Below are 23,268 nucleotides of genomic sequence, written 5' to 3'. Positions count from 1 at the left end.
CGTTCCACAGACTTCCACCCGAAGGCTTCCGTCTGCTTCCCGCGCTCGACTTGCATGTATTAGGCACGCCGCCAGCGTTCGTCCTGAGCCAAGATCAAACTCTCCAAAAGTTTGTCTATGATTGACACCAATCAACCATAGGTTTAAGTCTTAGCTTTAAAATTGAATCCAGGGAAAAGCATTTGCTTTTGTCCTGTTTCTAATCCAGCTCCAGCGCTCAGCGACTAGCGAGACTTCCCTCACCTCCGTACGATAAGTCAACATCGATTCAATACGTTCATCGTGTTTCCTTTATCTCCTTCGGCTCAGTCCAGTCCGTACGTCGCTAACCGAGCGCTTACGCTTTTTAACTTGACATACTGGTTGTTTTGTTCAGTTTTCAAAGAGCAAATATTCTTGCGCCGCTTCAAAACAGCGACTTCACTAATATATCATCTTTCAAAGTTAATGTCAACATCTTTTTTGAATTATTTTTTGAAAGAAGTCTGTTGCCTATCCAAGCGCAACGATATTTAATGTACCATGATTTCCGCTTTGAATCAAGAGGAAATTTAGGAAATTTTAAAATCATGTGCCGGCAAAAATTCATGCGGAATTTTCAACAGCGAATACAACTTTACCACGCCTCTATTTTAAAGTCAATACTAAATTCACTTGAATTAACGTAAACTATAAGAAAGTTTAAAGGCTATGGAATTCTAACCTTCCATAGCCACATCCGCCAAATTATACATATGCCGGCAAAACAATTTTGGTGCATGATTCATGATACAGATTTATATTTCAGTTGATAAACCCCCGCTCCTTTTGTCGGAGCAAGTTCTGTTTCCAGTAATCCTTTCTCCGTCAGATAAGTCAGCATTGCGGCAAGATCAAGGACATAGGGTTTTACCGCTTCATGCTGTTTCAGATCTGCATATGTCCATGCTTCATTCTGCGTCCGTATGATATCAAGCAAATGCTTGGCTGAGACTTCCGCTCTTGTACTAATAGCAAAATCCGCAGCAAGAATCATCAGCTTGATCCGCTTTTCAATCTCTTCATCACTTTCAATTAATTCCTCATACAACTTATATACTTCCGGATCAATCTGCTTCACTTGGTTCCATAGGGTCACTTCCGGATGATACCCTTTTTCAATGACTGCCAGCCTTGCCAGATAATGCAGCGAGTGCACCATTCTGCTGTAGGCATCCTTTAATTGCTGTGATTCATAAAGCTCTTTTACTTCATTATAACTTTTTACCAGTTTGCCGAATTCCATCGCCTTCCGCAGGTTTCTTCTGCCACATGGAAAGTCCCGCAGTTGATCCTTTAATTGAGCAATATAGCCATTTCGGTCAAATGTTACTTTCCCGTTGATTACCCATTCCACTGCTTTCCGGTAGCCGCTAGTATCAATCCAGTCCATTAACAGCTTTTCCGTGACGATATGCATGGCAGCCGTTTTTCCGCCATCCAATTCGTAATGTTTCACAAACCAGTCCTCCATCGCCTCCCGGACGATGATCAGCAGGATAACATCAAAATTATCCGTAATCGGGCTGTTTGGTTTCGTTTTTTCAATAATTACAATTCCCAACGTGCTGGAATCACTGGCACGTTCCTGATAAATTGGCCGCAATAAATCTTCCATGTAATGACTCCTCCATTAACCTCAATACTATATAATTCGTTATATTTTTGTAAATTCCTTTTTTTACGGTCAAAAAAGCTGTTAAAATATGCTATACTGGCAATGTATTCTTAAGGAGGACAATCATGGAACAACAGCAATTGGTCTATTCAAGCAAAATAAATAAAATACGTTCCTTTGCCTTGATTCAGGTCTTCGTCGGTTTTGCTTTCATGTATGGTGGAATCCTGTCCAAAAAGATTCCATGGCTGATGGCCACGTTCATGATTATCGGTTTATTGTTTGTTATTTTCAGCTGTGTCGTTTATTTCTGGATTGGAATGCTTTCAACGAAGGCTGTTCCGATAATATGCCCGAGCTGTGAAAAACCAACCAAGATGCTTGGACGCGTTGACGCATGTATGCACTGCAAACAGCCGCTGACACTTGATAAAGATCTTGAGGGTAAAGAATTTGATGAAAAATACAATACACGAAAATATCGTAAAGAAGTGAAACAAAAGGCAAAAAATAATGAATAACAAAAATCCGCTCCAAAGGCGGATTTTTTTCATGGAAGAACACTAGCATAAATAAAGCCGAATGCCCGGAATGGACATTCGGCTTTTACCGTCCATTATTAATGCTTTTGCGCTTCAACCTTCTGGCATTCCTCGCACTTGCCATAAATCTCCATTCGGTGATGACTAACTTCAAATCCGGTTACCTGCTCAGCCAAAGATTCCACTTCATCCAATGTTGGATAATGGAAATCGACTATTTTACCGCACTGATCACATATAATATGATAATGTTCAGTGGTATTACAGTCAAAGCGACTGGAGGAATCGCCATAAGTCAATTCACGGACAAGGCCAATCTCCCGCAATACACGCAGGTTGTTGTACACCGTCGCCACGCTCATATTCGGGAACTTGCCTTCAAGCGCTTTATAAATCTCATCGGCTGTTGGGTGAACCATTGAATTTAGAAGATACTCAAGAACCGCATGACGCTGTGGTGTTATCCTGACGCCTGAGTCTTTCAATGTATTAATTGCCTCGCGAAGCCTCTGTTCAGACACCGTCATGCACCTCACTTTCGTTTATTATAATCAAATGCTAATGAATTCTTATTTTATAATTCTTATAAATAGTGTACCTTCCCTAAGAGCTGTCTGTCAATATAAGTATATTGTAGCCTTGAAAATATAATACATAAAAAAGCAAATGATTCTCATCGACAATCATTTGCTTTTGGCAATTCTATATATCAGCCTTTAATGGGATTTCTGTTCCTTTCAAACTTTGGTTCACATATCGTGCAGCTACAAACAGAAAGTCGGATAATCGGTTCAGATACGATACAACAAGCGGATTTTCCAATTCATCCTCCATGCCAACCGTTGTCCGCTCCGCCCTTCTCGCTACCGTTCTGGCTGCGTGCAAAGCACTTGATGCACTGTGACCTGACGGCAGGATAAAGTTTCGCAATGGTTCAAGACTTTTATCCCACTCATCAATCTGATTCTCCAGTTCCTCAATATATTCCTGCTTCAGTTTCCATTTCACTTCTTTATCCTTCGGGGTTGCGAGTTCAGCCCCGACATGAAAAAGAATTGTCTGAACGCGGTGCATTATTTCGAGGAATGCGTCTTTCTCATCCCACTCCTCATTTTCGAGAAAGCTTAAGGCAAGACCAATCATGGAATTCGTTTCATCACATGTTCCATATGCCTCAACACGCAGATCATTTTTCGGAACACGCTGGCCATAAATCAGCGAAGTTGTTCCCTTGTCACCTTTTCGTGTATAAATTCGCATGGTTAATACCCCCTGGTTACATCAATTTTATTTACATAATCATCGCTATGATCCAAATATGCCTGCAGATTCTGCTCAAATATTTCCAATGCTCGTGTATGATACATTGGTGATCTGCCTGATATGTGCGGTGTTATAGTTATATTCGTTTCTTCCCAGAATGGATGGTCTTCCGGGAGCGGTTCAGTTTCAAAAACATCCAGTACCGCATGTGCAATCTCACCATCCTGTATTGCCTGTAAAATTACATCCTGGCTGACCGCATCGCCGCGTCCCATATTTAAAAACACCGCATGGTCCGGCAGCATTTGGAAATATTCGTATGTGAAAAAGTGCTTTGTCTCCGTGGTGCTTGGCAGTACAGATACGACGATATCTGCTTTCGGCAATACATCCTTAAGCTGATCATTTGAATAGTTTTTATCAATATACTCAACTGGACGTCCACTCCTGGATACACCATAGGTTTTCATTCGGAAAGCCTTTGCCAGCCTCGCCACTTCACCACCAACTGCTCCTGTTCCGGCAATCAATATTGATTTCCCGGTAATTTCCTGCAGCCGAACAGACTTATTCCACCTGTTTGCGGCTTCATTTTCAATCATCACTTTGTTTTGCCGATAAACCTGCAGCAGCATCGAAATTGCATATTCGGCCATTTGGTACTTGTGAATCCCCTTCGCATTTGTTACAAGAATTCCCTTTTCCTCTATTTTGGTAAGCGGCATTTTCTCCAGTCCGGCGGAAATTACCATAATCCACTTTAATTTGGAAGCCTGTTCAACCAGATCAGCTGTCAGGTCTTCACCATATGTAATCAAAACTTCCGCTTTACTCAAATGCTGTTCTGCCTCGTCCATGTTATTACAGAAAATAAATGTCATTTCCGGATATTTATCCTTCAACCGGTCTTTATGTTTGTCTGAAAGTTTAGCTGACGACAGGATAACCAAGTACCATTCCCCCTTCGTGATTGTCTACTTCCATAGTATATGTTTTCGGTTTAAAATTCCATGAAAAAAATAAAACAAAGAGATAGATAAAAGCAAGATATACAACGCTTTTTCTACCCCATTAATAATTACCCTATCTTTCTTGCGCGTATTTTTTTTCAGCGACCACAGCCAGTGCGTTGGCTACTTCTCCAAACTCACTTGCATGCGGTCGATCATCACCATCTTCATAGCCATCATCAAACATACGGTTTCTATTTAATGTCAACTTAGTAAATGTGGGACGTAATAAATCAAAAAGCTGATACCGCTCCTTCAAATGAGGAAATCTTTGTTGATAAGCAAGGATTTCTTCCCTGACGATTCTCCAGAATGTATATTCAGAAAAGGCCTCGTGGTCTTCAAGAATATTACTTAAATATCGGAAATGACAGATGAACAACCCAGTGAAAATAAATTGTGTCAACCCTTCAGGCGGTTCACTTCGCAGAACATCCTTCAATTCGGTTGAAACAGCTTCCAGTTCCGGAAATAACTGATCACTTATATTAACATCGTCAACAAAGTCCTTCATAATTGTTCGCTCAGGTACAAAATCCTTTAAAACCAGCACTGTATTCTGCCCATGCGGTGAAAACACTGTACCGTATTGATATAAGCAGTGCAGCAGCGGCGGCAAAATAGCTTGCATAAGCCTGTGAATCCAATCTCTAACCGTCAGACCGGTTTTTTTGATCAGTTCGGAAACAAATGGAGTTCCCTCGTTATCTACATGCAATAAGGAAGCAAGGGTAATTGCATGCTCGCCTTCCGTTAATTCCTTGTAAATACTTTCTCTCCAGACAACCCCAAGCAGTTCACGATACTGATAGGGAGACCCTTTTAAAGCATGAAAAACCGGTTGATCAACATTTAACGTTGCTGTCTCGCCCAACAATCCCAGCCTGCATTCATCTTTTAAAAACGGATCATTTTCCAGTATGTTTTTCATGAAAGCTGTGACCTCCGGAGCAATCACAGTTCTCTCTCCAGGCAATCCCCGATAAACCAATGTGTTTAAAATACTGATTGGCAGTTTTACATGATACTTCTCCTTATTGGTTGTATTGACAAATGTTCGGATAGACTGCTGTGGAAGGTATTTATCCTCACCCTCTCCCAATGGAATAAGCTCCTTGTTTGCAATACTGGAAGCAAACATCGGAACAATCATTTGGTTCCATTGCCAAAAATGAACCGGCATAAAATAATAATCCCCCGGCAGAACGTTCATCTCCAGTAATGTATCATTAAATCGCTGATATGTTTCCGTTTTCAGTTCTTGTTCAATGACATTTTCATAATGCAATCCGACAACCGAATGAAAGGTACTAATGTTTTTATGGACAGCTATCCATGAAAGATTAACTTGTCTTTTCTGTTCCGGGGCAAATTGGATATAATCATTGTAGCCAAATCCAATTCGACCTTTGTTATATGTAATCCATGGATGCCCCTTCATTTCCCCTTCCAGTTCCGCATAATCCAGTTCCACCAGTTCTTCAGCAGTTTTGGATTTTTTCATCAGATTGGTATCTGCTAATAGCGTATGATAATATTCCCGAACCAAGTGTCCAGCTGTTGAACTGGTCATCTTCCCTTCCTCCTGAATACTGAGTAAAAGACCAAGGGAGGATGGGATATTTTCATCCTCACTTGGTAGAACTTCAATACTATCTGAAAAAACAGAAATACTGTCAAACAAACGTGTCTTAGCCTGGAATCGATAAACGGTTCCACTTTTATCTTCCCATTCGTATGTACGAATTCCGTCTACATCATTAATTAAATCCGGAACCAGAATTTCTTCATAAATAAATTCTTCAAGCATCTTCACTAATAGCTGATGATCTGCATTGCTCCAATTTTTTTCCGTTAACATTGTTAAAGGTGTATCACTTATCTTCACGTTAGCAACTCCTTTATTTCAAATCTACATTCCAAATTGCTGAAAAATATTCTTTTCATACGTCTTATAAACTTTTTCACCGGCGATTTGATTAATAATAGTTGCACTTCTATATGCACCAAGTCCCAAATCCGGTGCGCCGACTCCATGTGTATGCAACTCACCGTTTTGGATGAATACATGATGGCCGCCTTCACTCTTTGTTTTCACTTTATAGTTTTCGGTTATCTGCAGCTGGCCATTTTCATCAAGTTCCAATAGTGATTCAATGCCTTTCAGGAAATCAGGTATATATGGACGGTACCCTGTTGCCATAATGACAATATCAGTATCTATTTGACTGCTGGTTTCCTGTTCGTGCTGATACAGAGACAACCGCAAATAACCTTGGCATTCCTCTGCCGAAACCAATTCGGTTAATGCCTGAAGGTGGATGTTCGGTTTGGTACCGCCAACTGTTCGTTCATAAAGCAAATCATATATTTCAGATATCGTTGAAAAGCTAATCCCTTTGTATAGCAGTGCTTGATTGGCCAAAATGCCTTCTTTCTTTTTTTTCGGAAGCTGATAAAAGTACTTTGTATAATCGGGTGAAAAATGCTCTAAACCAAGCTTTGAGTATTCCATAGGATAGAAACCCTTTGATCTTGTATACCACGATAATTGATATGCATGTTCCGGCTGCCTTGTTAAAAGGTCATAGAAAATTTCTGCCGCACTTTGTCCTGAGCCAATCACAGTAACAGAGTCAGCTTCCGTAGCCTTATCCCGTTTCATCATATATTCTGATGAGTGAAAGATACGGTCACTGTTCTCCTGACAAAGTTTTTCCGGTATGTGGGGTTTTGTTCCGATTCCCAGCACAATATGCCTGGTCTCGTAGATACTCCTTTCAGCGGAGGAATTCACCGTCACACGATAGTACCCTTCTTCCGTACGTTCAATATTCTCCACCTCAGATGCAAACCGAAGCTGCGGAATCTGTCCTGCAACCCATTGACAGTAATGGTTATACTCATTTCGGGGAATGTGAAATTTCTCGAGAAAATAAAACTGATATAGACGATTTTGTTCATGTAAATAATTTAAAAAACTGAATCGGCTTGTTGGATCAACCATTGTTACTGTGTCTGCCATAAACGGCACCTGAAGGCTTGTCCCTTCCAGCAGCATCCCAGGATGCCATTCAAACCGGCTTTTTTTATCGAAAAACATGGCAGTGCATTCCGTTTTCTCCATTAATGCTGCTAAGCCTAAATTAAAAGGTCCGATTCCTATTCCAATCACATCTAAAATTTGTTTTGCTGCCAATCCGTCCATCTCCTTTCAAACGCACTTCTTTCACAAAACATCAATAGCCCTGTTTTATCAGGAAGGTTTACCTTTTTAACCGGGATGAAGCCGCATTTTCTAAACACGTGAATCATTTTTTCATTTCTTACATCCGGTTCCGCAACTACTTTTGTCGTCTCCGAAACCTTGAATTTATGAAACAAAATTGTGAGCAACAACGGATAGATGTACCCTTTCCCTAAATAGCTTGGAGGTCCAATTAATAAATGAATCCCCTGGTCAAATCGATTAAACGCATAATAATTTCCAATTACATCCCCTTTTACCCAGTAGGACTCCCAATAACTTATTGGAGTGCCACCTGTCTCCCCAATCAACAATACATGGTGATTATCCGCCAAAAACTTCTCGACATGTTTTTGATACTCTCTTAATGGCAGATTCAACTGCCAATATGGGATCACATGCTTTTCATGCATCCAGGAATGTAGCAAACTGACATCTTTCATCGTGACTTCACGAAACGTAATAGTGAAATTGCGAATTGGATCGTAATGTTCAAAAGGGTAAGTTTGTACCATTGTTTGCCTAAACTTCATACAGTTCACCCGCCATTTTGAACAGTGGATTTTCAACAGATGTGTAGATGGATTGTGTCTCAAGGGACCCAACCAGTTCATCCATATCATGTACTCTTGTTAAAAGATTTGCCTTGCATGGCAGCATTTCATCATTTAATAGTGAAACTATTAAATTCGTAGAGTCACCGTATTCTTCCAATAATGCATTTAATTCCTCTTTTAACATTCTTAAAAGGCGGTGTTCTTCAATCAAATGATTAACGCCAAAGGCATTAATTAACCCAAATAAATGATTAAAAAAGAAATAGTAACGGAAACGCTCTTCTGCAATGGAATCAGCACAAATCGTGTCACTTTTTTCATTTAAATTTGGCAGCGCCTGTTCCAGATTTTGTGCTTTTGACTTCATAAAGTAATACCCCTGATTATCCCGGTAGTAAAATGTTTCAGGAAAACCATCTTCACCCAGTTTAATAAGTGAGTTCTGCTGATGCGCCTCGAGAGCGATCCCATAAGCAGTGTAAATCCAGTAAAGCGGACGCAGGCTTACGTTTAAATAACGACGAAACCATTCTTCACTTGCTTGCCCAACCGATAAATGCCTTCGTTCTGCAGCTTGGTGGATGATATTGGAAAGATGCGACCGATTCTTTCCAATGTTATCCTGACAAAGTCCGGCAATTAACGTTATCCTTTGCGCATTATCTGCCTGAAAAGGATTTTCACGTATGACCGTCTCAAAACCTGACTCATCTTCCTTCCCAAGTTTCACCGTAATATAGGCCGGGTCTTCAATAATTTTGAATGAAGGGTGTAATTCATCCAGGTTTCTTGTAATTAGGTGTTGCAGCAGCCGGCTCACCTCAACACCGCGATCAAGCTCTTTACGTTTATTGACCCGTAATGAGTTTGTTATTTTTACCGGGATCGAAAATTTATACATGTACTGTGCATTTTGGTGATATACCGTCCGAATCGAAGAAGTTGGATAAAACTTCCGCCCTCTTGGTCCTAAATAGGAAATCCCCCCAGATTGAATCTGTTTAAGAATTTCCTCCCTGCCCAACAATTTTCTTGCCTGTAAAGGGTGGACTGGAACCAATGAATAATTATCTTCCCTGCAATACATCTTCTTAAAATTTTCCGTGATGAATGTATCCCTTTTTAATTCTTCTTTTATAAGACTTGTCGCTGATTGAGGCAGAATCGAGTCTTCTTCAATTAATTCTTTTTTCACTCGAAAATAATGAATCTGAAAAGAACCTTTTCTTTCGGGAGTGAAGATATATTCCTCATGTTCATCAATTCCCTGCCTGCTTTTTGGGGTTGGATGAGTCTGGTGACCGATTAAAAGCGACTGTTCAGACTGTAGAAACGTTTTTTCTGACTGGTAACATTCATCCAGATTATCACTGCGCTGTGAGAAGATTCCTTTCATCGTTTGATAGCTTAAAATCGTTCTAAGCATCAATTCCTCTGACTGAATTGGTTTGGCAGACATCTCCGCTAAATCTTTTTGCAGGTATAAAATTAAGGTTACAAAATCAAGCTGCTTTACTTCAGATTTTTGTACCTGATAGTACATATTAGAAGAAAACAAATGACGACCTGTCATAGATTTATATCGGACCGGCACATATAACGTGACGGACAGGCTCATTAAAGGGATAACAAGAACATATTCATGCTTCTTATCAATTGGAAGTGCTTCTTGCCTGGCATCCTTCCATACACCCTTACCTGTTTCTTTAATATAGCAATTTATTAGATTCTGCATTGTTAAATGATTAGTAGTGTGCGGAATATTCATAGATTTCCTCTCCTTTCTCTATTTCAATTTCCCTTCCAATTTGTTTGATTCTCTCAATATGTTTCTCCATCAGTTCAAACGTATTTAAAGGGTTTAACATCGTCAGTTTTAAGTACACTTTCCCACCTTGCTTTGTTTTTGCCATGATAAGTCCCCCCACCTGATAGAAATAGCGTTGCAGTTCAAGATTGATTTGATCTGCAAAAAATGAATCTTCACCATTTTCCGGGACATAGCGGAATAACAACGCATTCAGCATTGGTTCATTATGAACCTCAAAGTTTTGTTGCAATAGTAATTGCCGTGTTCCTTGAGCCAAATTAATTGTATAATCAACCATTTGACCGAACCTTTCAGTACCAAGTAATTTAAAAGCCATTAGAATCTTTAAGGCATCAAAGCGTTTTGTAGTTTGAGTGCTTTTTTCAACAAGATTGACAAGTCCTCTTTCCTGATCTTCTTCAGGATTTAAATAATCGGCATGGTATTTAATATGTTGAAACGATTGTTTGTTTTTAACAAAGAACGCCCCGCAACTTATGGATTGGAAATAGAGCTTGTGGAAGTCAATTGTTATCGAATCAGCTTCCCACATATAATCAAGAAGATGCCGATAGTGATGAGAAAACAATACGGCTCCCCCATATGCTGCATCTACATGCATCCACAGACTATACGTATCAGCCAGATCTGCGATTTCTTTCAGGTTGTCTACACTGCCAAAATCAGTAGTTCCGGCGGTAGCAACTATCGCAAAAGGTATTAGACCTTGTTGTTCTAACTGGTGGAGTTTTTCTCTTGCATCCACCGGACAAAGCTGATGCTGGTCGTTTGTTTTAATTTTTATGACGGAATCACACCCCAGTCCAAGTTGTGCGGCTGATTGCTGTACAGTAAAATGCGCATGCTCTGAACATAGAATCCGCAGTTTACTTGCTTCAGTCGGAATGCCATACCTTGGTACATTGACAGAAAAATGGGATTCACATGCATGATTGCGGGCAAGCAGCATTCCCATGTAGTTGGACTGTGTTCCCCCGCTGGTAAACACACCATCTGCATTCGAATGATAGCCAATTTTACTGATAAAGTGTCTAATAACTTCTTCCTCAACATACGTAGCCGCTGGACTCTGATCCCACGAATCCAAAGACTGATTCAGTGCATTAATGATTACTTCTGCAGCAATTGATGGAATCATTGGCGGACAATGAAGATGTGCCATCGCTGAAGGATGTGAAATCCATAATGAATGTTTCACAACTTCATGAATATCTGTCATCACACTCTCCATAGGTTGCCCTTTTGCAGTCATGTGGGTTACTTCTTTCGCCATATTCTTTATTTCTTCCCGCGAGGTACCGGAAAAAGGTTTATCGACCCCGGTCATTTCATTTGCAATAATGCTGACCGAGCTGTCGATTAATTTCCGGAACATTTCACCACTTTGTTCGCCCGGACAAAGAAACCATTGCTCAAAATTTAATGCTGAATGATTCGTATATGTACCGTCCAAAAACAAAGGTATTCACTCCTTTTGCGTTTCGTTTTAATTGATAATGATTTTCATTATCAACTTAATTGATAACGGTTCTCAATGTCAATAACTTTTGTGAAAATTAATTCGATGTACCTAAAATGGAGCGTTTGAAAAAATCACATTAAAATCAGTACTTATTTTTGGAACGACACATAATTTCGGCAATCAAATTATCCACAATCATAAACAATTTTCCACCAAAAAAAGGTGAGCATCATATGCCCACCTTTCAATTATCTTACTTTTTCTTTTTTGTGTCAGGTTAGTGTTTTTTACCTAGGACAAATTATTTTTTACAAATTGCAACGCTTCCTCCACATGCCCGTCCACTTTCACTTTTCGGAATTCCTTTTGAATATTGCCGTCCGGATCAATGATAAATGTGGAACGTTCAATACCGTAGTACTCTTTACCGAAGTTTTTCTTTAATTTCCAGACTCCGTATTTTTCGGCTGCATCATGATTCTCATCGGCCAGCAGCAGAAAAGGAAGATCATGTTTCTCAATGAACTTCTGGTGCTTCTCAATCGGATCCGGACTGACTCCTATAATGATTGCATCCAGCTCACTAAAGCTTTCCTGTGCGTCACGGAATTCACAAGCTTCTGTCGTACACCCCGGTGTCATATCTTTCGGATAAAAATACAGAACAACGGACTTTCCTTTAAAATCGGACAGACTTACTTCGTCGCCGTCCTGATTCTGCAGTGTAAAGTCAGGTGCTTGTTTGCCAACTTCAATACTCATACATTTATCCCTCCATCCAAATTTCCGTTACCTCCACTATAGCATATCCATTTATCTGTCTCTATCACGCTGATTGGATTGCACTAGTCTGAGAACGAATGCGGTTGGAAGGATATAGCCGACCAGTGCCTGGATAAGCGCAATCAGCCTGCCAATGCCAATAGGTGTAATATCCCCATAACCAATTGTCAGCAGGGTAACTCCGCTGAAATAAAGGGAATGAATCAAAGAACCAATGATACTGACATCCCGAAGTTCCCCATTTTCCACAAGCAAAATCCGGTTAATGGACAAGATAAAATAAATCAATCCAAACCCGATAATAACGGTAAAATACACAATCAGCAATGTATAAAAAATTTCCGCAGAAAACCTGCTCTCCCGCATCTTTAGATATATACGATGTTTTCCCCCGCGAATAAATTGCACGATACTTCTTACAATGATTCCGCATATGCCAAAAATGAAAACCCATGATAATATCCCCATAATATATCCCCCGCTCATCGTATACATATGCTTATCCAACCATTAATTTGCCAAATTCTTATAAAATCAGGAATCCGGAAATGTGCTGATGGCTCTTTTTTGATATAGTAGAAAGTGGTTTATTAATAGAAAAAGCACGTTATCAGGAGGCATTATAGAATGGATTTTTCAGAATCAAAGGCATTACATACAGAAGCATTGGAACATATTGTGGGCGGGGTAAACTCACCATCACGGGCATATAAAGCAGTCGGCGGTGGTTCTCCGGTTTATATGGAACATGCCAAGGGAGCATACTTCTGGGATGTGGACGGAAATAAATATATTGACTACCTCGGTGCATATGGACCAATCATAACCGGCCATGCCCACCCGCACATTGCCGAGGCTATTTCCAATGCCGCAACGAACGGGGTATTGTATGGTACTCCGACCCGGCTGGAAAACGATTTTGCCAAAATCCTTAAATCGGCAATCCCGTCCTTGGAGAAGGTAAGGTTTGTTAATTCGGGAACAGAGGCCGTTATGACAACAGTCCGCGTTGCCCGGGCCTATACTGGCCGCAACAAACTAATCAAATTTTCCGGCTGCTACCACGGTCATTTTGATTCGGTGCTGGTTGAGGCCGGTTCCGGACCAGCAACACTTGGGACACCGGATTCTGCAGGCATTCCAGAATCGGTTGCCGCTGATGTCATCACAGTTCCATTTAATGACCTTGATGCATTTAAAACCGCTGTCGAACGCTGGGGTGACCAGATTGCAGCCGTTTTGGTTGAACCGATTGTCGGTAACTTCGGAATAGTTGAACCTGGAGACGGATTTTTGCAGGCTGTAAATGACATTACCCATAATGCCGACGCACTTGTCATTTACGATGAAGTCATTACCGCATTCCGTTTTACGTACGGAAGCGCCCAGCAAGTATACGGCATTGAACCGGATATGACCGCAATGGGCAAGATTATTGGCGGCGGATTGCCAATCGGTGCATACGGCGGACGCAAAGATATTATGGAACAGGTTGCCCCACTGGGACCGGCTTATCAAGCGGGAACAATGGCCGGCAACCCAGCTTCCATGGCAGCGGGAATTGCCTGTCTGGAGGTTTTACAAGCAGAAGGTGTTTATGAAAAACTGGACGCACTTGGCAAACAACTGGAAGAGGGCATTCTGAAACAGGCATCGGTGCATGAAATTCCAATCACGCTCAACCGATTGTGTGGCGCGCTGACCGTTTACTTTGGTGACGGCAAAATTTCCAGCTATGAACAGGCTGAAGCAAGTGATGGGGAAGCATTTGCGGAATTTTTCCGCCTTATGCTGGAGCAAGGCATTAATCTTGCGCCATCCAAATATGAAGCATGGTTCCTTACAACAGAACACACGAAAGCGGACATCGAGCAAACCATCGAAGCAGCCGGCAACGCGTTCCGTGCTATGTCACAGAAGTAAATCAAACGATTGATCAAGGGCACTCTCCTTCATTGGAGGGTGCTTTTTTATTACGGAAGCTGTGATAGCAGGACTGCAATTTAACTCTGGTAAACCCTCTTTTTTACTTCAAACACAAAAGCTCCTCCGCTATGGTGCGGAGGAGCTTTTCATTACATTTCGATATAATCCGGATTGTCCAAGTTCTGCACCTGGTACAAATCATAATAACTTCCTTTTCGGGCCATCAGTTCCGAATGTGAACCGATTTCCTGAATTTCGCCGTTTTCAATCACAACGATACGGTCAGCATGCGTGATTGTTGCCAGCCGGTGTGCCACAATAAACGTCGTCCGATCAGATGCCAGTTTTTCAACAGCTTCCTGAATCGTGTGTTCACTTTCCAGGTCAAGGGCTGAGGTTGCTTCATCAAAAATCAGGATTGGCGGGTTTTTCAAAAAGACCCTTGCAATGGCAATGCGCTGTTTTTGACCGCCGGAAAGCTTAACCCCGCGCTCACCGACCAAAGTGTCATAACCATGTTGCAGATCCATAATGAAATCATGTGCATTGGCAGCTTTAGCTGCTTCAACCACCTCTTCGTCCGTCGCATCCGGTTTACCCATTCGGATGTTCATAGAGATGGATTCACTGAACAATGTATTATCCTGCAACACCATTCCAATGTTATCACGCAATGAACGTGCTTTGACATCACGAATATCAATGCCGTCAACTTTAATGGAACCTTCTATTACATCGTAAAATCTTGGAATCAGACTGATTAATGTAGATTTACCACCGCCGCTCATACCGACAAAAGCGATAGTTTCGCCTTCTTTCACATTCAAACTGACATGTTTCAGCACATCTGGTTCAGCTTCTTCATATTGGAAGGAGACATTTTCAATATCAATCTTTCCGTTCACACGCCCAAGCTTTTTGGCATTCTCTTTATCGATAATGTCATACTTCTCATTCATCAGTTCGAATACCCTGTCAATCGATGCAACAGACTGTGTCAAAACCGTTGAAGAGCTGATAAGACGTCTCAGCGGACTGTACACCCGCTCCATATAACCGACAAATGCAACCATAGTCCCCATAGTCAAGTTGCCGCTAATGACCAAATATCCGGCCACCGCAATAACCAACAAAGGCGCCAGGTCTGTAATGGTATTCATGACAGCAAATGTTTTGGCATTCCAATTCGTATGATTTAAGGCCTTTTGCAGGAAGTTTTCATTCCGCACGTCAAACTGGGACTGTTCATATTCTTCCAGAGCAAAGCTGCGCGTTACCGGAATTCCCTGTACCCGTTCATGCAAGTGCCCCTGCACTTCAGCAAGTGACTGGGAACGCTCACGTGTCAGGCGACGCAGTCTTCCGTAAAAAAACTTTACCGAGAAACCATAAAACGGGAATAAAATAATAGCCACCAGCGTCAGAATCGGATCCATCGTCAGCATAATGATAATTGCGATTAGAATTGTAATCATATCAAGCCATATGTTCATTAACCCCGTAATGACAAAAGTTTTCGTTTGTTCGACATCATGTATTACCCGGGAAATAATTTCGCCGGTTTTTGTCTGAGAATAGAACCGAAGACTTAATTTTTGAATGTGATCAAACAGTTTATCCCTTATGTCATACAGGATTGTGTTCCCAACCCACTGTGCGAGATACTGTCGAAAATATTCAATCGGCGGACGCAGCACAAGAAAAATAACAAATGCTCCACCCATTAGCCAGAACAGATGATTTAATTTTTCAGCGTCCGACATATTATCCGCATTGATAATATCATCTATGACATATTTCAAAATGAGCGGCAGCATCAAAGGGATTGCAAATTTGGCAATTCCGACAAGAACCGTCCAGAAAATCTTCCATTTATACGGTTTTACAAATGTTAAATACTGTTTAATACTGCTCATTACGTCGCATCCTTATATAATATATTTCGAAAAGAAAAGCCCTGCTACATGAGTAACAAGGGACATGAAATTCAAGTACATATTGCATTATAAATTGTTCTGCTGCCATATTCAACGAATTGGATTATTATCGGTAAGTTAAGTACCGTTCATACCATTGATCAACAAAGTCAGGCGCAAATGGTCCCTTTCTCTGTCTCACCCAGTGAATTAAAATGCGTACGTTTTTCCACAGGATACCATTAAGCACTTCCGGATAGTTCATCGCCGCTTTATGCACTTCGTACTCATCTTCATCCAGCAAATCCCATGTCATATCCGGATAAACCTTTACATCCAGGTCATAATCTATGTACTTCAGTGCTTCATGGTCAAAAATAAATGGAGAGCTGATATTGCAGTAGTAATAAATCCCATCCGTACGCAGCATACCAATAACATTAAACCAATATTTTGAATGAAAATAGCTAATGGCCGGCTCTCGTGTCGTCCACGTTCTCCCATCGCTTTCTTTTACAGGAGTTTTATCATTGGCACCGATCACAATTGTTTCGGTTCCCTTTAATACAAGGCTGTTTTCCCATATACGGTGCAAATTACCATTATGTTTATAGCTTTGAATTTGCAGTACCGATCCTGCTTGCGGACTAACCATTATATCGTCCTTTCTTTTAATTAGAGCGAAAAGTTTGTCCTTCTATTATATCGGTATCCATATAATTTATAAAGCAATACTCCCTGATATTTCCTTTTTGACAGGAATGATGGTCTGAAATCCTAATCAAAAGAGCCCCCTGAGGAAGGGAGCTCTTGATTGCTTAAAATCGGGGATAGGCAAGTTACTTCTTGCTTTGCTGAGATTTTTGATTCTGTTTTTTAACTTGTTGCGCGTTTGTTTGTTCGGACGCAAATTCAGTACCGTACTGACCTTGCCCTTGAGCTGCTTGTTGGTTTTGTTTTTTCACTTGCTCAACGTTTGTACCAGCAGCTGACTTTTTAGGTTGTTGTTTAGCCATCAGTATCACCTCCGCAAACCTTAATTTCTCCAATATGGATGTTCTTATCCAAATTATTGGGAAGAAAACTTAACCTCTATTGGATTTAAATGGAAACTGGGACTGCGAATCGTGATGTGACCTGGCTCGCGCGAGTTTGGTGGGTTGTTGCGCGATATTTTGATTTATTGCGCGACTTTACCGTTTTGCCGCGCGAATTATGATTCGCGCACGTATTTCATCATTTTCTGATGTGATACCGGGAATGGAAAATCACGCAATTCATCGTGCGAAACAAACCGGATACGTCCATCATTAACCTCTTCTGCATCGGTATCTGCTTCCATAATCTCAAGCTGCCAGATAATGTGTGAAAACACATGCTTCAGCTTGCCTTTCTTTTCAGTTAGCTTAATTTTTAAACCGTATTCCATCTGAATCCAGTTCTCCATATGATCCATACCGATTTCAGCTGCCGGAACCATGGGAAATTGATATAAATTGGCGAGCAATCCTTCATCCGGACGCTTTTCGATCACGTATTGATTATGTTTATTACGAATCAGCAACACCACATATGGAATTTTCTTCTGTTTTTTTGCTTTCGATTTAACAGGCAAATCTTCCTCGATTCCCTCTGCAAAAGCCTTGCAATGTTCCTGCACCGGACAAAGCATACACATCGGTGATTTGGGCGTGCAGACCAAAGCTCCAAGTTCCATAATCCCCTGATTAAAGGATGACGGATCTTCATTTGAAATTAATTCATGTACATATGTTTCAAATTCTTTTTTTACTTTTGGCTGTGCAATATCGTCTTCGATTTTCAAAACACGGGACAGTACACGCATTACGTTGCCGTCCACTGCCGGAACAGGCTGGTTGAATGCAATGGAAAGGATGGCACCTTTTGTATAAGGACCGACACCTTTTAATGATCCAAGTTCTTTTTCATTTGCCGGAACTACCCCTTCATATTCGCTTGCAACTTCCCGCACGGCGTTTTGCAGATTTCTTGCGCGGGAATAGTAACCAAGACCCTCCCACATTTTCAGGACATCCTGCTGATCAGCATTTGCCAAATCGAATAGTGTAGGATATTTCTCAATAAATCGTTTAAAATATGGAATAACCGTATCTACCTTCGTTTGCTGAAGCATGATTTCGGAGACCCATACTTTATACGGATCCTGGTCTTTTCGCCAGGGAAGATCCCGTTTGTTCGACTGATACCAATCGATTAAATCATGCTGAAATGATGGAATATCTATGTTATGAAATGCTTTATCGTTCATGTTGAAACATCCTTTATGATACAATTATAGAACTGAAACGGTTTTCGACAAAGCGCAGATTTTGTCGAATTGTTCTGAGGAGGACCTTGACCTATGGATACCGGAACCCATATTGTTATGGGAATTGCGCTCGGTGGACTGGCAACGCTTGATCCCGCCGTCCAGAATGATCCTGTCCTGTTTAATGCAGTGCTTGCAGGGACCATTGTGGGTTCGCATGCACCTGACTTTGATACGATCTTAAAATTAAAAAATAATGCTGTATATATCCGGCACCACCGCGGTGAAACCCACTCCATACCCGCTGTTCTCATGTGGGGTGTATTGATTGCCGGGATCATTCATGTGTTTGTTCCCCAAGTTAATTTCCTGCATTTGTGGGCCTGGACTTTCCTGGCAGTTATTCTCCATGTGCTGGTGGATATACCGAACGCGTATGGGACCCAGGCATACCGTCCATTTACCAATAAATGGATTGCAAAAGGATTTATTAATACATTTGATCCGTATATCTTCTTTCTCCATGTTGCCGGAATCATCGCTTGGCTGCTTGGTGCAAATCCGGGTTACACGTTTTTAATTATCTATACTGTCATTATTTTGTATTATATAAAACGGTTCATTGACAAACATGAAATTGTCCGAAAAATAAAGGACTATTTCCCCGATACAACCCAGATTGCAACATCCCCGACCATTAAGCAAAACGAGTGGCGGGTTGCTATTACGACGATAGATAAATTTTATGTAGGTTCGGTTAAAAATGGACACATTGAAATCGTCGATGAATTTCAAAAAATCCCTTTGCCGGAAAACGACCTGATGGAAATAGCAAAAGATGATAAAAATGTTTCGGCATTTCTGTCGTTCTCCCCTGTATACCGATGGGAAATCAATGACTTCGACGATTTTACCGAAGTGCGGTTTATTGATTTACGATACAGATCCAATCAATACTATCCATTTGTTGCTGTCGTACAAATTGATGACAACATGCGAAAAATGACTTCATACACCGGCTGGATTTTTTCCGAGCACAAACTCCAGCGCAAACTGGATGTTGGCGACAATCCAATTTAAGCAAAAGCACGAGGCTGGGACAAACGTGTTTTATCCATTGTAAAATTCGAACAACCTATTGGAAAATGGGGCGAATAACTGCTCCGGAAATTCCCAATTGTTCGTCTTTTGAATCACGCGTTTTCTGATATATCCCAGCCTCTGTTGTTTATTGTGCCGTTGAGAAAGTAAAAAGCTTTCACCTTTCTATTCGGCCTTATCACCAAGCAATGAAATGGGAATCGCTTCTTCTTTTTCATATGTTTCATTCAAAAGGTTAATACGGTGTCCCCACGCGAAAACACCATTAATATAATTTATTTTAAAACGATGTCCCGGATCTCCCTTCATTGCATGGATATCGTGTGCATGAAAATCATCCGGGTTCAACATATATGCCATGGCAACTTGCATTTTCCGCTCATTAATGGCGACTTCACTTATGTTTCCAACCTGCTCAGCCTTCAGCGCTTTTTCTTTAAATTTCCCGACTTCTTCCCTCAACTGCTCGATTGAATAATCACTGTATCGGTAATCCATTATAATTACTCCCTTCTTCAACAGTTTACATTTTACCAATAGTTTAGGAGAATGGAAATAATGATACTCATATATTTAGGAGGAAAATTGTATGCCAACTGTAGCAATTACTGGGGCTGGAAGTGGTTTGGGACGGGCACTTGCCCTAAAATATGCCAAAAATGGCTATAAAATTTTTTTACTGGGCCGAACCGATACGAAATTACATATTGTTCAGCATGAAATCATCCGTGCTGGCGGGGATGCGGAAGTTATCCTATGTGACGTGCAGGAAAAAGCTTCTGTCAGCATTGCCTTTCAGCAAATTGGTAAGCTCGATGTCGTCATTAACAATGCTGGGGTCGGTATTTTTGGACCTGTGGAAGATTATACAATAGGTGATATCGAACACACATTAAACACTAACATTAAAGGTGCCATACTGACTGTTCAATCAGCCCTGCCACTGATTAAAGCGAGGAATGGGCGCATTCTGACCATTATTTCAACTGCGGGACTGCGGGGGAAAATAAATGAATCCATTTACTGTGCAAGCAAATTTGCATTGAAAGGATTTACGGAAAGTTTACAAAAAGAATGGGAGAATGAGCCTATTTCGATTACAGCCGTGTACATGGGAGGCATGAACACACCATTCTGGGACAACTCAGAACATGTGAAGGATGCTTCAGGGCTGAAAGGACCCGAACCGGTAGCCGAACAGATTTTTCAGGAAGATGATGGTCGAAAAGAAATTTATGTTGATAAATAAACTTCCATTCAGTTGGCATCCTTTCTCATGAAAGTTCCACTGAAATTCATCCTATTATCACGTTTTCAAATAGGGTATCCTAATTTCATAATGGGATACCCTAAATTCCTTATTCATATAAACTGATTTGCGCACTTCTTTTTCCGAAATCAACATTTGAATAATAGGCGTTCCTCACCAGCAGGTTCGGACCAAGACACTTAACAGCAGGGCAATGACAATTTAAGCTTTGGGCTGTTGGAGAATCCATCCATTTCGAATATGCAGCAGGGAGCGAGGTGTCCTGTATATTACCCAATGAAGGTTCATCACCAAAGTCTGTCACAATAATATCCCCGGTAAAAATATTTACATTTAATCGGGAGCGGCCATCCGGATCATTACGTACACTTACATTCTTCGTTTGATACAGCCTTTTTAATAAATCCTGATCTTCTTGTGACAAACTGCATGGATAAAAAGGCAATGTTCCAAACATCATCCATATATCTTTGTACTGGTGATTAAGAAGCCTGTTAATTGCTATACGAATTTCATCCAGCTCCAATGTTTCCAATGTGCTGGCAAAATCGACAGGGTACATCGGGTGAATCTCATGTCTTGCACAGCCCATCTCGCGCACCTGATCATGAATGTGTTCCAGAAATGGGAAGGTCCGTTTATTCAGCATCGTTTCCGCCGAAACCATCACACCATCCTTTGCGAGACGCTGTGAATTATCAATCATACGTTCAAAAAACTTTTTACGATTTTCTTCTGAAGGTTTTCGCTCCATTTTAGCAAAACCGGTTTCCATAAATTCTTCAACCGTTCCCCAGTTATGAGAGATATGTAATACATCCAAAAAAGGAATAATTGATTCATACCTGTTATAAGGCAATGTTAAATTTGAATTCATCTGTGTTTTAACACCACGGCTGTGAGCATACTTTAATAGCGGGATAACATGGTTCCGAATTGATTTCTTATTCATCATTGGTTCCCCGCCGGTAATGCTAATCGTGCGCAGATGGGGTATTTCATCAAGCCGCTTCAGTATTAGGTCCATCGACAGTGATTCTGGATCCCGGGATTGCAAAGTATAGCCAACAGCACAATGTGCACAGCGCATATTACATAAAGTCGTTGTCGTAAATTCAACATTCGACAACTTCATTTCTCCATGTTCTTCAACATCCATATACGCCTCCCAAGGATCATTGACTGGTGACAAAGTTTGTGTGTTCATACTTGTTGTCAATTAAGAAACTCCCTTTCAAATGAGGTTATGCTATTTTCATCGTTATGGGATAAATACCATAAAAATGACCCTTCATTATTTTAGCATACAGAATTAGTGTTAAGGACCAGTTTCCCGCTTCAGGATTTTCTGGACAGCATGCGGCGTTTACGGTTTTCTTTCCGAACAGGTGCAGAATCAAACCACTCCTGCTCCTCTTCTGAAACCGGGTAAACCTGTGGAACCGGAATCGGTTTACCGGTACCATCCACCGCAACCATTGTTAAAAAAGATTCGGTGGTCAATTGTTCGGTATGGTGAATCAAATCATGTGCCGTCACTTTGACAAATACCTCCATCGAACTGTTGCCGGTATATGTTACGTACGCTTCCAGTGTTAAGGAGTCCCCGACCTTGGCGGATGAAAGAAAATCAACGGAATCGATTGAAGCCGTTACGACAGCACTTTTGGCATGTTTCATTGATGTAAGCGCGGCGATTTCATCAATATAAGCCAGTACTTTTCCTCCAAAAATGGTATCCAAATGATTGGTGTCGGGCGGGAGCACAAGTCGTGTTTGCAGTGTTTTTGTATTACCGATTGCTATTTTTTCCATTTGTTAGCCTCCTTGATGATGTATCATTCCTGTCACGTTGAAAAATACTTTTTTTTACCCGCACAGGCAGATATCAACCCTCGTTGGAAAGAATCGACCTTCAATCGCTGTTATCAACCATTATGGGCAGGATATCAACCTTCATCGGCGGTATATCGACCTTCACTGGACAGGAATCAACTTTCAACGTGAAATATCAACCTTCACAGACAGAAATCGTTCTTCACTTCAAATACCTGAAAGCATGTAACAATCTTCTTAACGTCATTAAAACAATAAAAAAAGCCCTCTCATTGAAGGCTTGTGGTCACAGATTGCACGCATAGCTGAACTATGCGGATATTTGCGCAACACCCTCCTATCTCCCGTAGGAAAATAATGTTCTTCCTTATGGCAGGCTTCCTGGCTTAGCATCATTGACATTCTCTGTTTCCTTCCCGTTCCAATTGAACAGTGGATAGCCGACTATTGGACAGTCGGTGTTATAGAGATGTCTCAGCAATACAGTGGCGGGACCGCGTTGGATTTCAACCAACTTCCCTTTTAAACTTGTTTTCACAAGGTCACCATAAGGCATCCTATTAAATTTTCACGTTCACACTTATTTTATCATATTTGT

The 23,268-nt window shown here is 41.0% G+C and carries 22 protein-coding genes, 1 rRNA gene and 1 riboswitch; of the genes, 4 read left to right on the top strand and 19 right to left on the bottom strand.

Annotated features, from left to right (window positions below; translation table 11 throughout):
* Together B1K71_RS03405 and B1K71_RS03400 are read right to left on the bottom strand one after the other, a co-directional pair.
* Positions 1 to 110: ribosomal RNA gene (locus tag B1K71_RS03405) — 16S ribosomal RNA — on the bottom strand; the annotation flags it as partial.
* A 653-nt stretch (positions 111 to 763) separates the two neighbouring features.
* On the bottom strand, positions 764 to 1,636 hold the full coding sequence (locus B1K71_RS03400) for a nucleotidyltransferase-like protein (protein WP_077324585.1): 873 nt from the start codon (positions 1,634 to 1,636) through the stop codon (positions 764 to 766).
* Positions 1,637 to 1,761: 125 nt separating this feature from the next.
* Between B1K71_RS03400 and B1K71_RS03395 the strand changes: the two genes are divergently transcribed.
* Entirely contained in the window at positions 1,762 to 2,157 is a 396-nt protein-coding gene (locus B1K71_RS03395) for a YgzB family protein (protein WP_077324584.1), read from the top strand.
* A gap of 98 nt (positions 2,158 to 2,255) precedes the next feature.
* Here the strand turns inward: B1K71_RS03395 and perR are convergent, their stop codons facing one another.
* The 10 genes from perR to B1K71_RS03345 form a co-directional block, all read right to left on the bottom strand.
* Positions 2,256 to 2,705 carry a peroxide-responsive transcriptional repressor PerR gene (gene perR, locus B1K71_RS03390; protein ID WP_428848850.1) on the bottom strand — a complete coding sequence of 150 codons (450 nt, stop codon included), beginning with the start codon at positions 2,703 to 2,705 and terminating at the stop codon, positions 2,256 to 2,258.
* Between the two features lie 175 nt (positions 2,706 to 2,880).
* Positions 2,881 to 3,438, bottom strand: a complete 558-nt coding sequence (locus B1K71_RS03385) for a cob(I)yrinic acid a,c-diamide adenosyltransferase (protein WP_077324582.1) — start codon at positions 3,436 to 3,438, stop codon at positions 2,881 to 2,883.
* A 2-nt stretch (positions 3,439 to 3,440) separates the two neighbouring features.
* Positions 3,441 to 4,391 carry a D-2-hydroxyacid dehydrogenase gene (locus B1K71_RS03380; RefSeq protein ID WP_077324581.1) on the bottom strand — a complete coding sequence of 317 codons (951 nt, stop codon included), beginning with the start codon at positions 4,389 to 4,391 and terminating at the stop codon, positions 3,441 to 3,443.
* A gap of 133 nt (positions 4,392 to 4,524) precedes the next feature.
* Positions 4,525 to 6,339, bottom strand: coding sequence for an IucA/IucC family protein (locus B1K71_RS03375; protein ID WP_077324580.1), 1,815 nt, complete (start codon positions 6,337 to 6,339; stop codon positions 4,525 to 4,527).
* Positions 6,340 to 6,363: 24 nt separating this feature from the next.
* Entirely contained in the window at positions 6,364 to 7,659 is a 1,296-nt protein-coding gene (locus B1K71_RS03370; RefSeq protein WP_077324579.1) for a lysine N(6)-hydroxylase/L-ornithine N(5)-oxygenase family protein, read from the bottom strand.
* Positions 7,629 to 8,231, bottom strand: a complete 603-nt coding sequence (locus B1K71_RS03365; protein ID WP_077324578.1) for a GNAT family N-acetyltransferase — start codon at positions 8,229 to 8,231, stop codon at positions 7,629 to 7,631. The genes B1K71_RS03370 and B1K71_RS03365 overlap by 31 nt, the downstream gene beginning before the upstream one ends.
* The gene (locus tag B1K71_RS03360; RefSeq protein ID WP_077324577.1) at positions 8,221 to 10,023 is read right to left on the bottom strand and encodes an IucA/IucC family protein; all 1,803 of its coding nucleotides are present in this window, start codon (positions 10,021 to 10,023) and stop codon (positions 8,221 to 8,223) included. Before B1K71_RS03360 ends, B1K71_RS03365 begins: the two co-directional genes overlap by 11 nt.
* Entirely contained in the window at positions 10,001 to 11,545 is a 1,545-nt protein-coding gene (locus B1K71_RS03355) for a pyridoxal phosphate-dependent decarboxylase family protein (protein ID WP_245799130.1), read from the bottom strand. The genes B1K71_RS03360 and B1K71_RS03355 overlap by 23 nt, the downstream gene beginning before the upstream one ends.
* 294 nt (positions 11,546 to 11,839) lie before the next feature.
* Positions 11,840 to 12,310, bottom strand: coding sequence for a thioredoxin-dependent thiol peroxidase (gene bcp, locus B1K71_RS03350; protein WP_077324576.1), 471 nt, complete (start codon positions 12,308 to 12,310; stop codon positions 11,840 to 11,842).
* 51 nt (positions 12,311 to 12,361) lie between these two features.
* Complete coding sequence (locus tag B1K71_RS03345) at positions 12,362 to 12,799, bottom strand: potassium channel family protein (protein ID WP_077324575.1); 438 nt, start codon at positions 12,797 to 12,799, stop codon at positions 12,362 to 12,364.
* Between the two features lie 159 nt (positions 12,800 to 12,958).
* Here B1K71_RS03345 and B1K71_RS03340 point away from each other — a divergent pair, with 159 nt between their 5' ends.
* Entirely contained in the window at positions 12,959 to 14,254 is a 1,296-nt protein-coding gene (locus tag B1K71_RS03340; RefSeq protein WP_077324574.1) for a glutamate-1-semialdehyde 2,1-aminomutase, read from the top strand.
* A gap of 152 nt (positions 14,255 to 14,406) precedes the next feature.
* On the opposite strand, the gene B1K71_RS03335 is transcribed toward B1K71_RS03340, so the two are convergent.
* From B1K71_RS03335 to mutY, 4 genes are all read right to left on the bottom strand, one after another.
* Positions 14,407 to 16,173: an ABC transporter ATP-binding protein gene (locus B1K71_RS03335; RefSeq protein ID WP_077324573.1), complete on the bottom strand. Its 1,767-nt coding sequence runs from the start codon at positions 16,171 to 16,173 to the stop codon at positions 14,407 to 14,409.
* A gap of 127 nt (positions 16,174 to 16,300) precedes the next feature.
* The gene (gene ntdP, locus B1K71_RS03330; protein ID WP_077324572.1) at positions 16,301 to 16,828 is read right to left on the bottom strand and encodes a nucleoside tri-diphosphate phosphatase; all 528 of its coding nucleotides are present in this window, start codon (positions 16,826 to 16,828) and stop codon (positions 16,301 to 16,303) included.
* A 184-nt stretch (positions 16,829 to 17,012) separates the two neighbouring features.
* Entirely contained in the window at positions 17,013 to 17,189 is a 177-nt protein-coding gene (locus tag B1K71_RS03325; protein ID WP_077324571.1) for a gamma-type small acid-soluble spore protein, read from the bottom strand.
* 197 nt (positions 17,190 to 17,386) lie between these two features.
* A complete protein-coding gene (gene mutY, locus B1K71_RS03320; RefSeq protein ID WP_077324570.1) occupies positions 17,387 to 18,463 on the bottom strand; it encodes an A/G-specific adenine glycosylase in 1,077 nt (358 codons plus the stop codon).
* Between the two features lie 93 nt (positions 18,464 to 18,556).
* On the opposite strand from mutY, the gene B1K71_RS03315 reads away from it, so the two are divergent.
* Positions 18,557 to 19,543 (top strand): metal-dependent hydrolase, encoded by a 987-nt coding sequence (locus B1K71_RS03315; RefSeq protein WP_077324569.1) that lies wholly within the window; start codon positions 18,557 to 18,559, stop codon positions 19,541 to 19,543.
* Positions 19,544 to 19,729: 186 nt separating this feature from the next.
* On the opposite strand, the gene B1K71_RS03310 is transcribed toward B1K71_RS03315, so the two are convergent.
* Complete coding sequence (locus B1K71_RS03310) at positions 19,730 to 20,062, bottom strand: YfhH family protein (RefSeq protein ID WP_077324568.1); 333 nt, start codon at positions 20,060 to 20,062, stop codon at positions 19,730 to 19,732.
* 91 nt (positions 20,063 to 20,153) lie between these two features.
* Here B1K71_RS03310 and B1K71_RS03305 point away from each other — a divergent pair, with 91 nt between their 5' ends.
* Complete coding sequence (locus B1K71_RS03305) at positions 20,154 to 20,813, top strand: SDR family NAD(P)-dependent oxidoreductase (protein WP_077324567.1); 660 nt, start codon at positions 20,154 to 20,156, stop codon at positions 20,811 to 20,813.
* A gap of 109 nt (positions 20,814 to 20,922) precedes the next feature.
* Here the strand turns inward: B1K71_RS03305 and yfkAB are convergent, their stop codons facing one another.
* Entirely contained in the window at positions 20,923 to 22,041 is a 1,119-nt protein-coding gene (yfkAB, locus tag B1K71_RS03300; protein ID WP_077324623.1) for a radical SAM/CxCxxxxC motif protein YfkAB, read from the bottom strand.
* A 131-nt stretch (positions 22,042 to 22,172) separates the two neighbouring features.
* Positions 22,173 to 22,649 carry an acyl-CoA thioesterase gene (locus tag B1K71_RS03295; protein WP_077324566.1) on the bottom strand — a complete coding sequence of 159 codons (477 nt, stop codon included), beginning with the start codon at positions 22,647 to 22,649 and terminating at the stop codon, positions 22,173 to 22,175.
* A 375-nt stretch (positions 22,650 to 23,024) separates the two neighbouring features.
* Positions 23,025 to 23,235, bottom strand: a riboswitch (cobalamin riboswitch).
* Positions 23,236 to 23,268: the final 33 nt, after the last annotated feature.

The organism is Virgibacillus siamensis (assembly GCF_900162695.1).
In the GTDB taxonomy this organism is placed as follows: Bacteria; Bacillota; Bacilli; order Bacillales; family Amphibacillaceae; genus Lentibacillus; species Lentibacillus siamensis_A.
The sequence above is the reverse complement of the archived record's forward strand: the minus strand, read 5'-3'. Positions and strand labels throughout refer to the sequence as shown.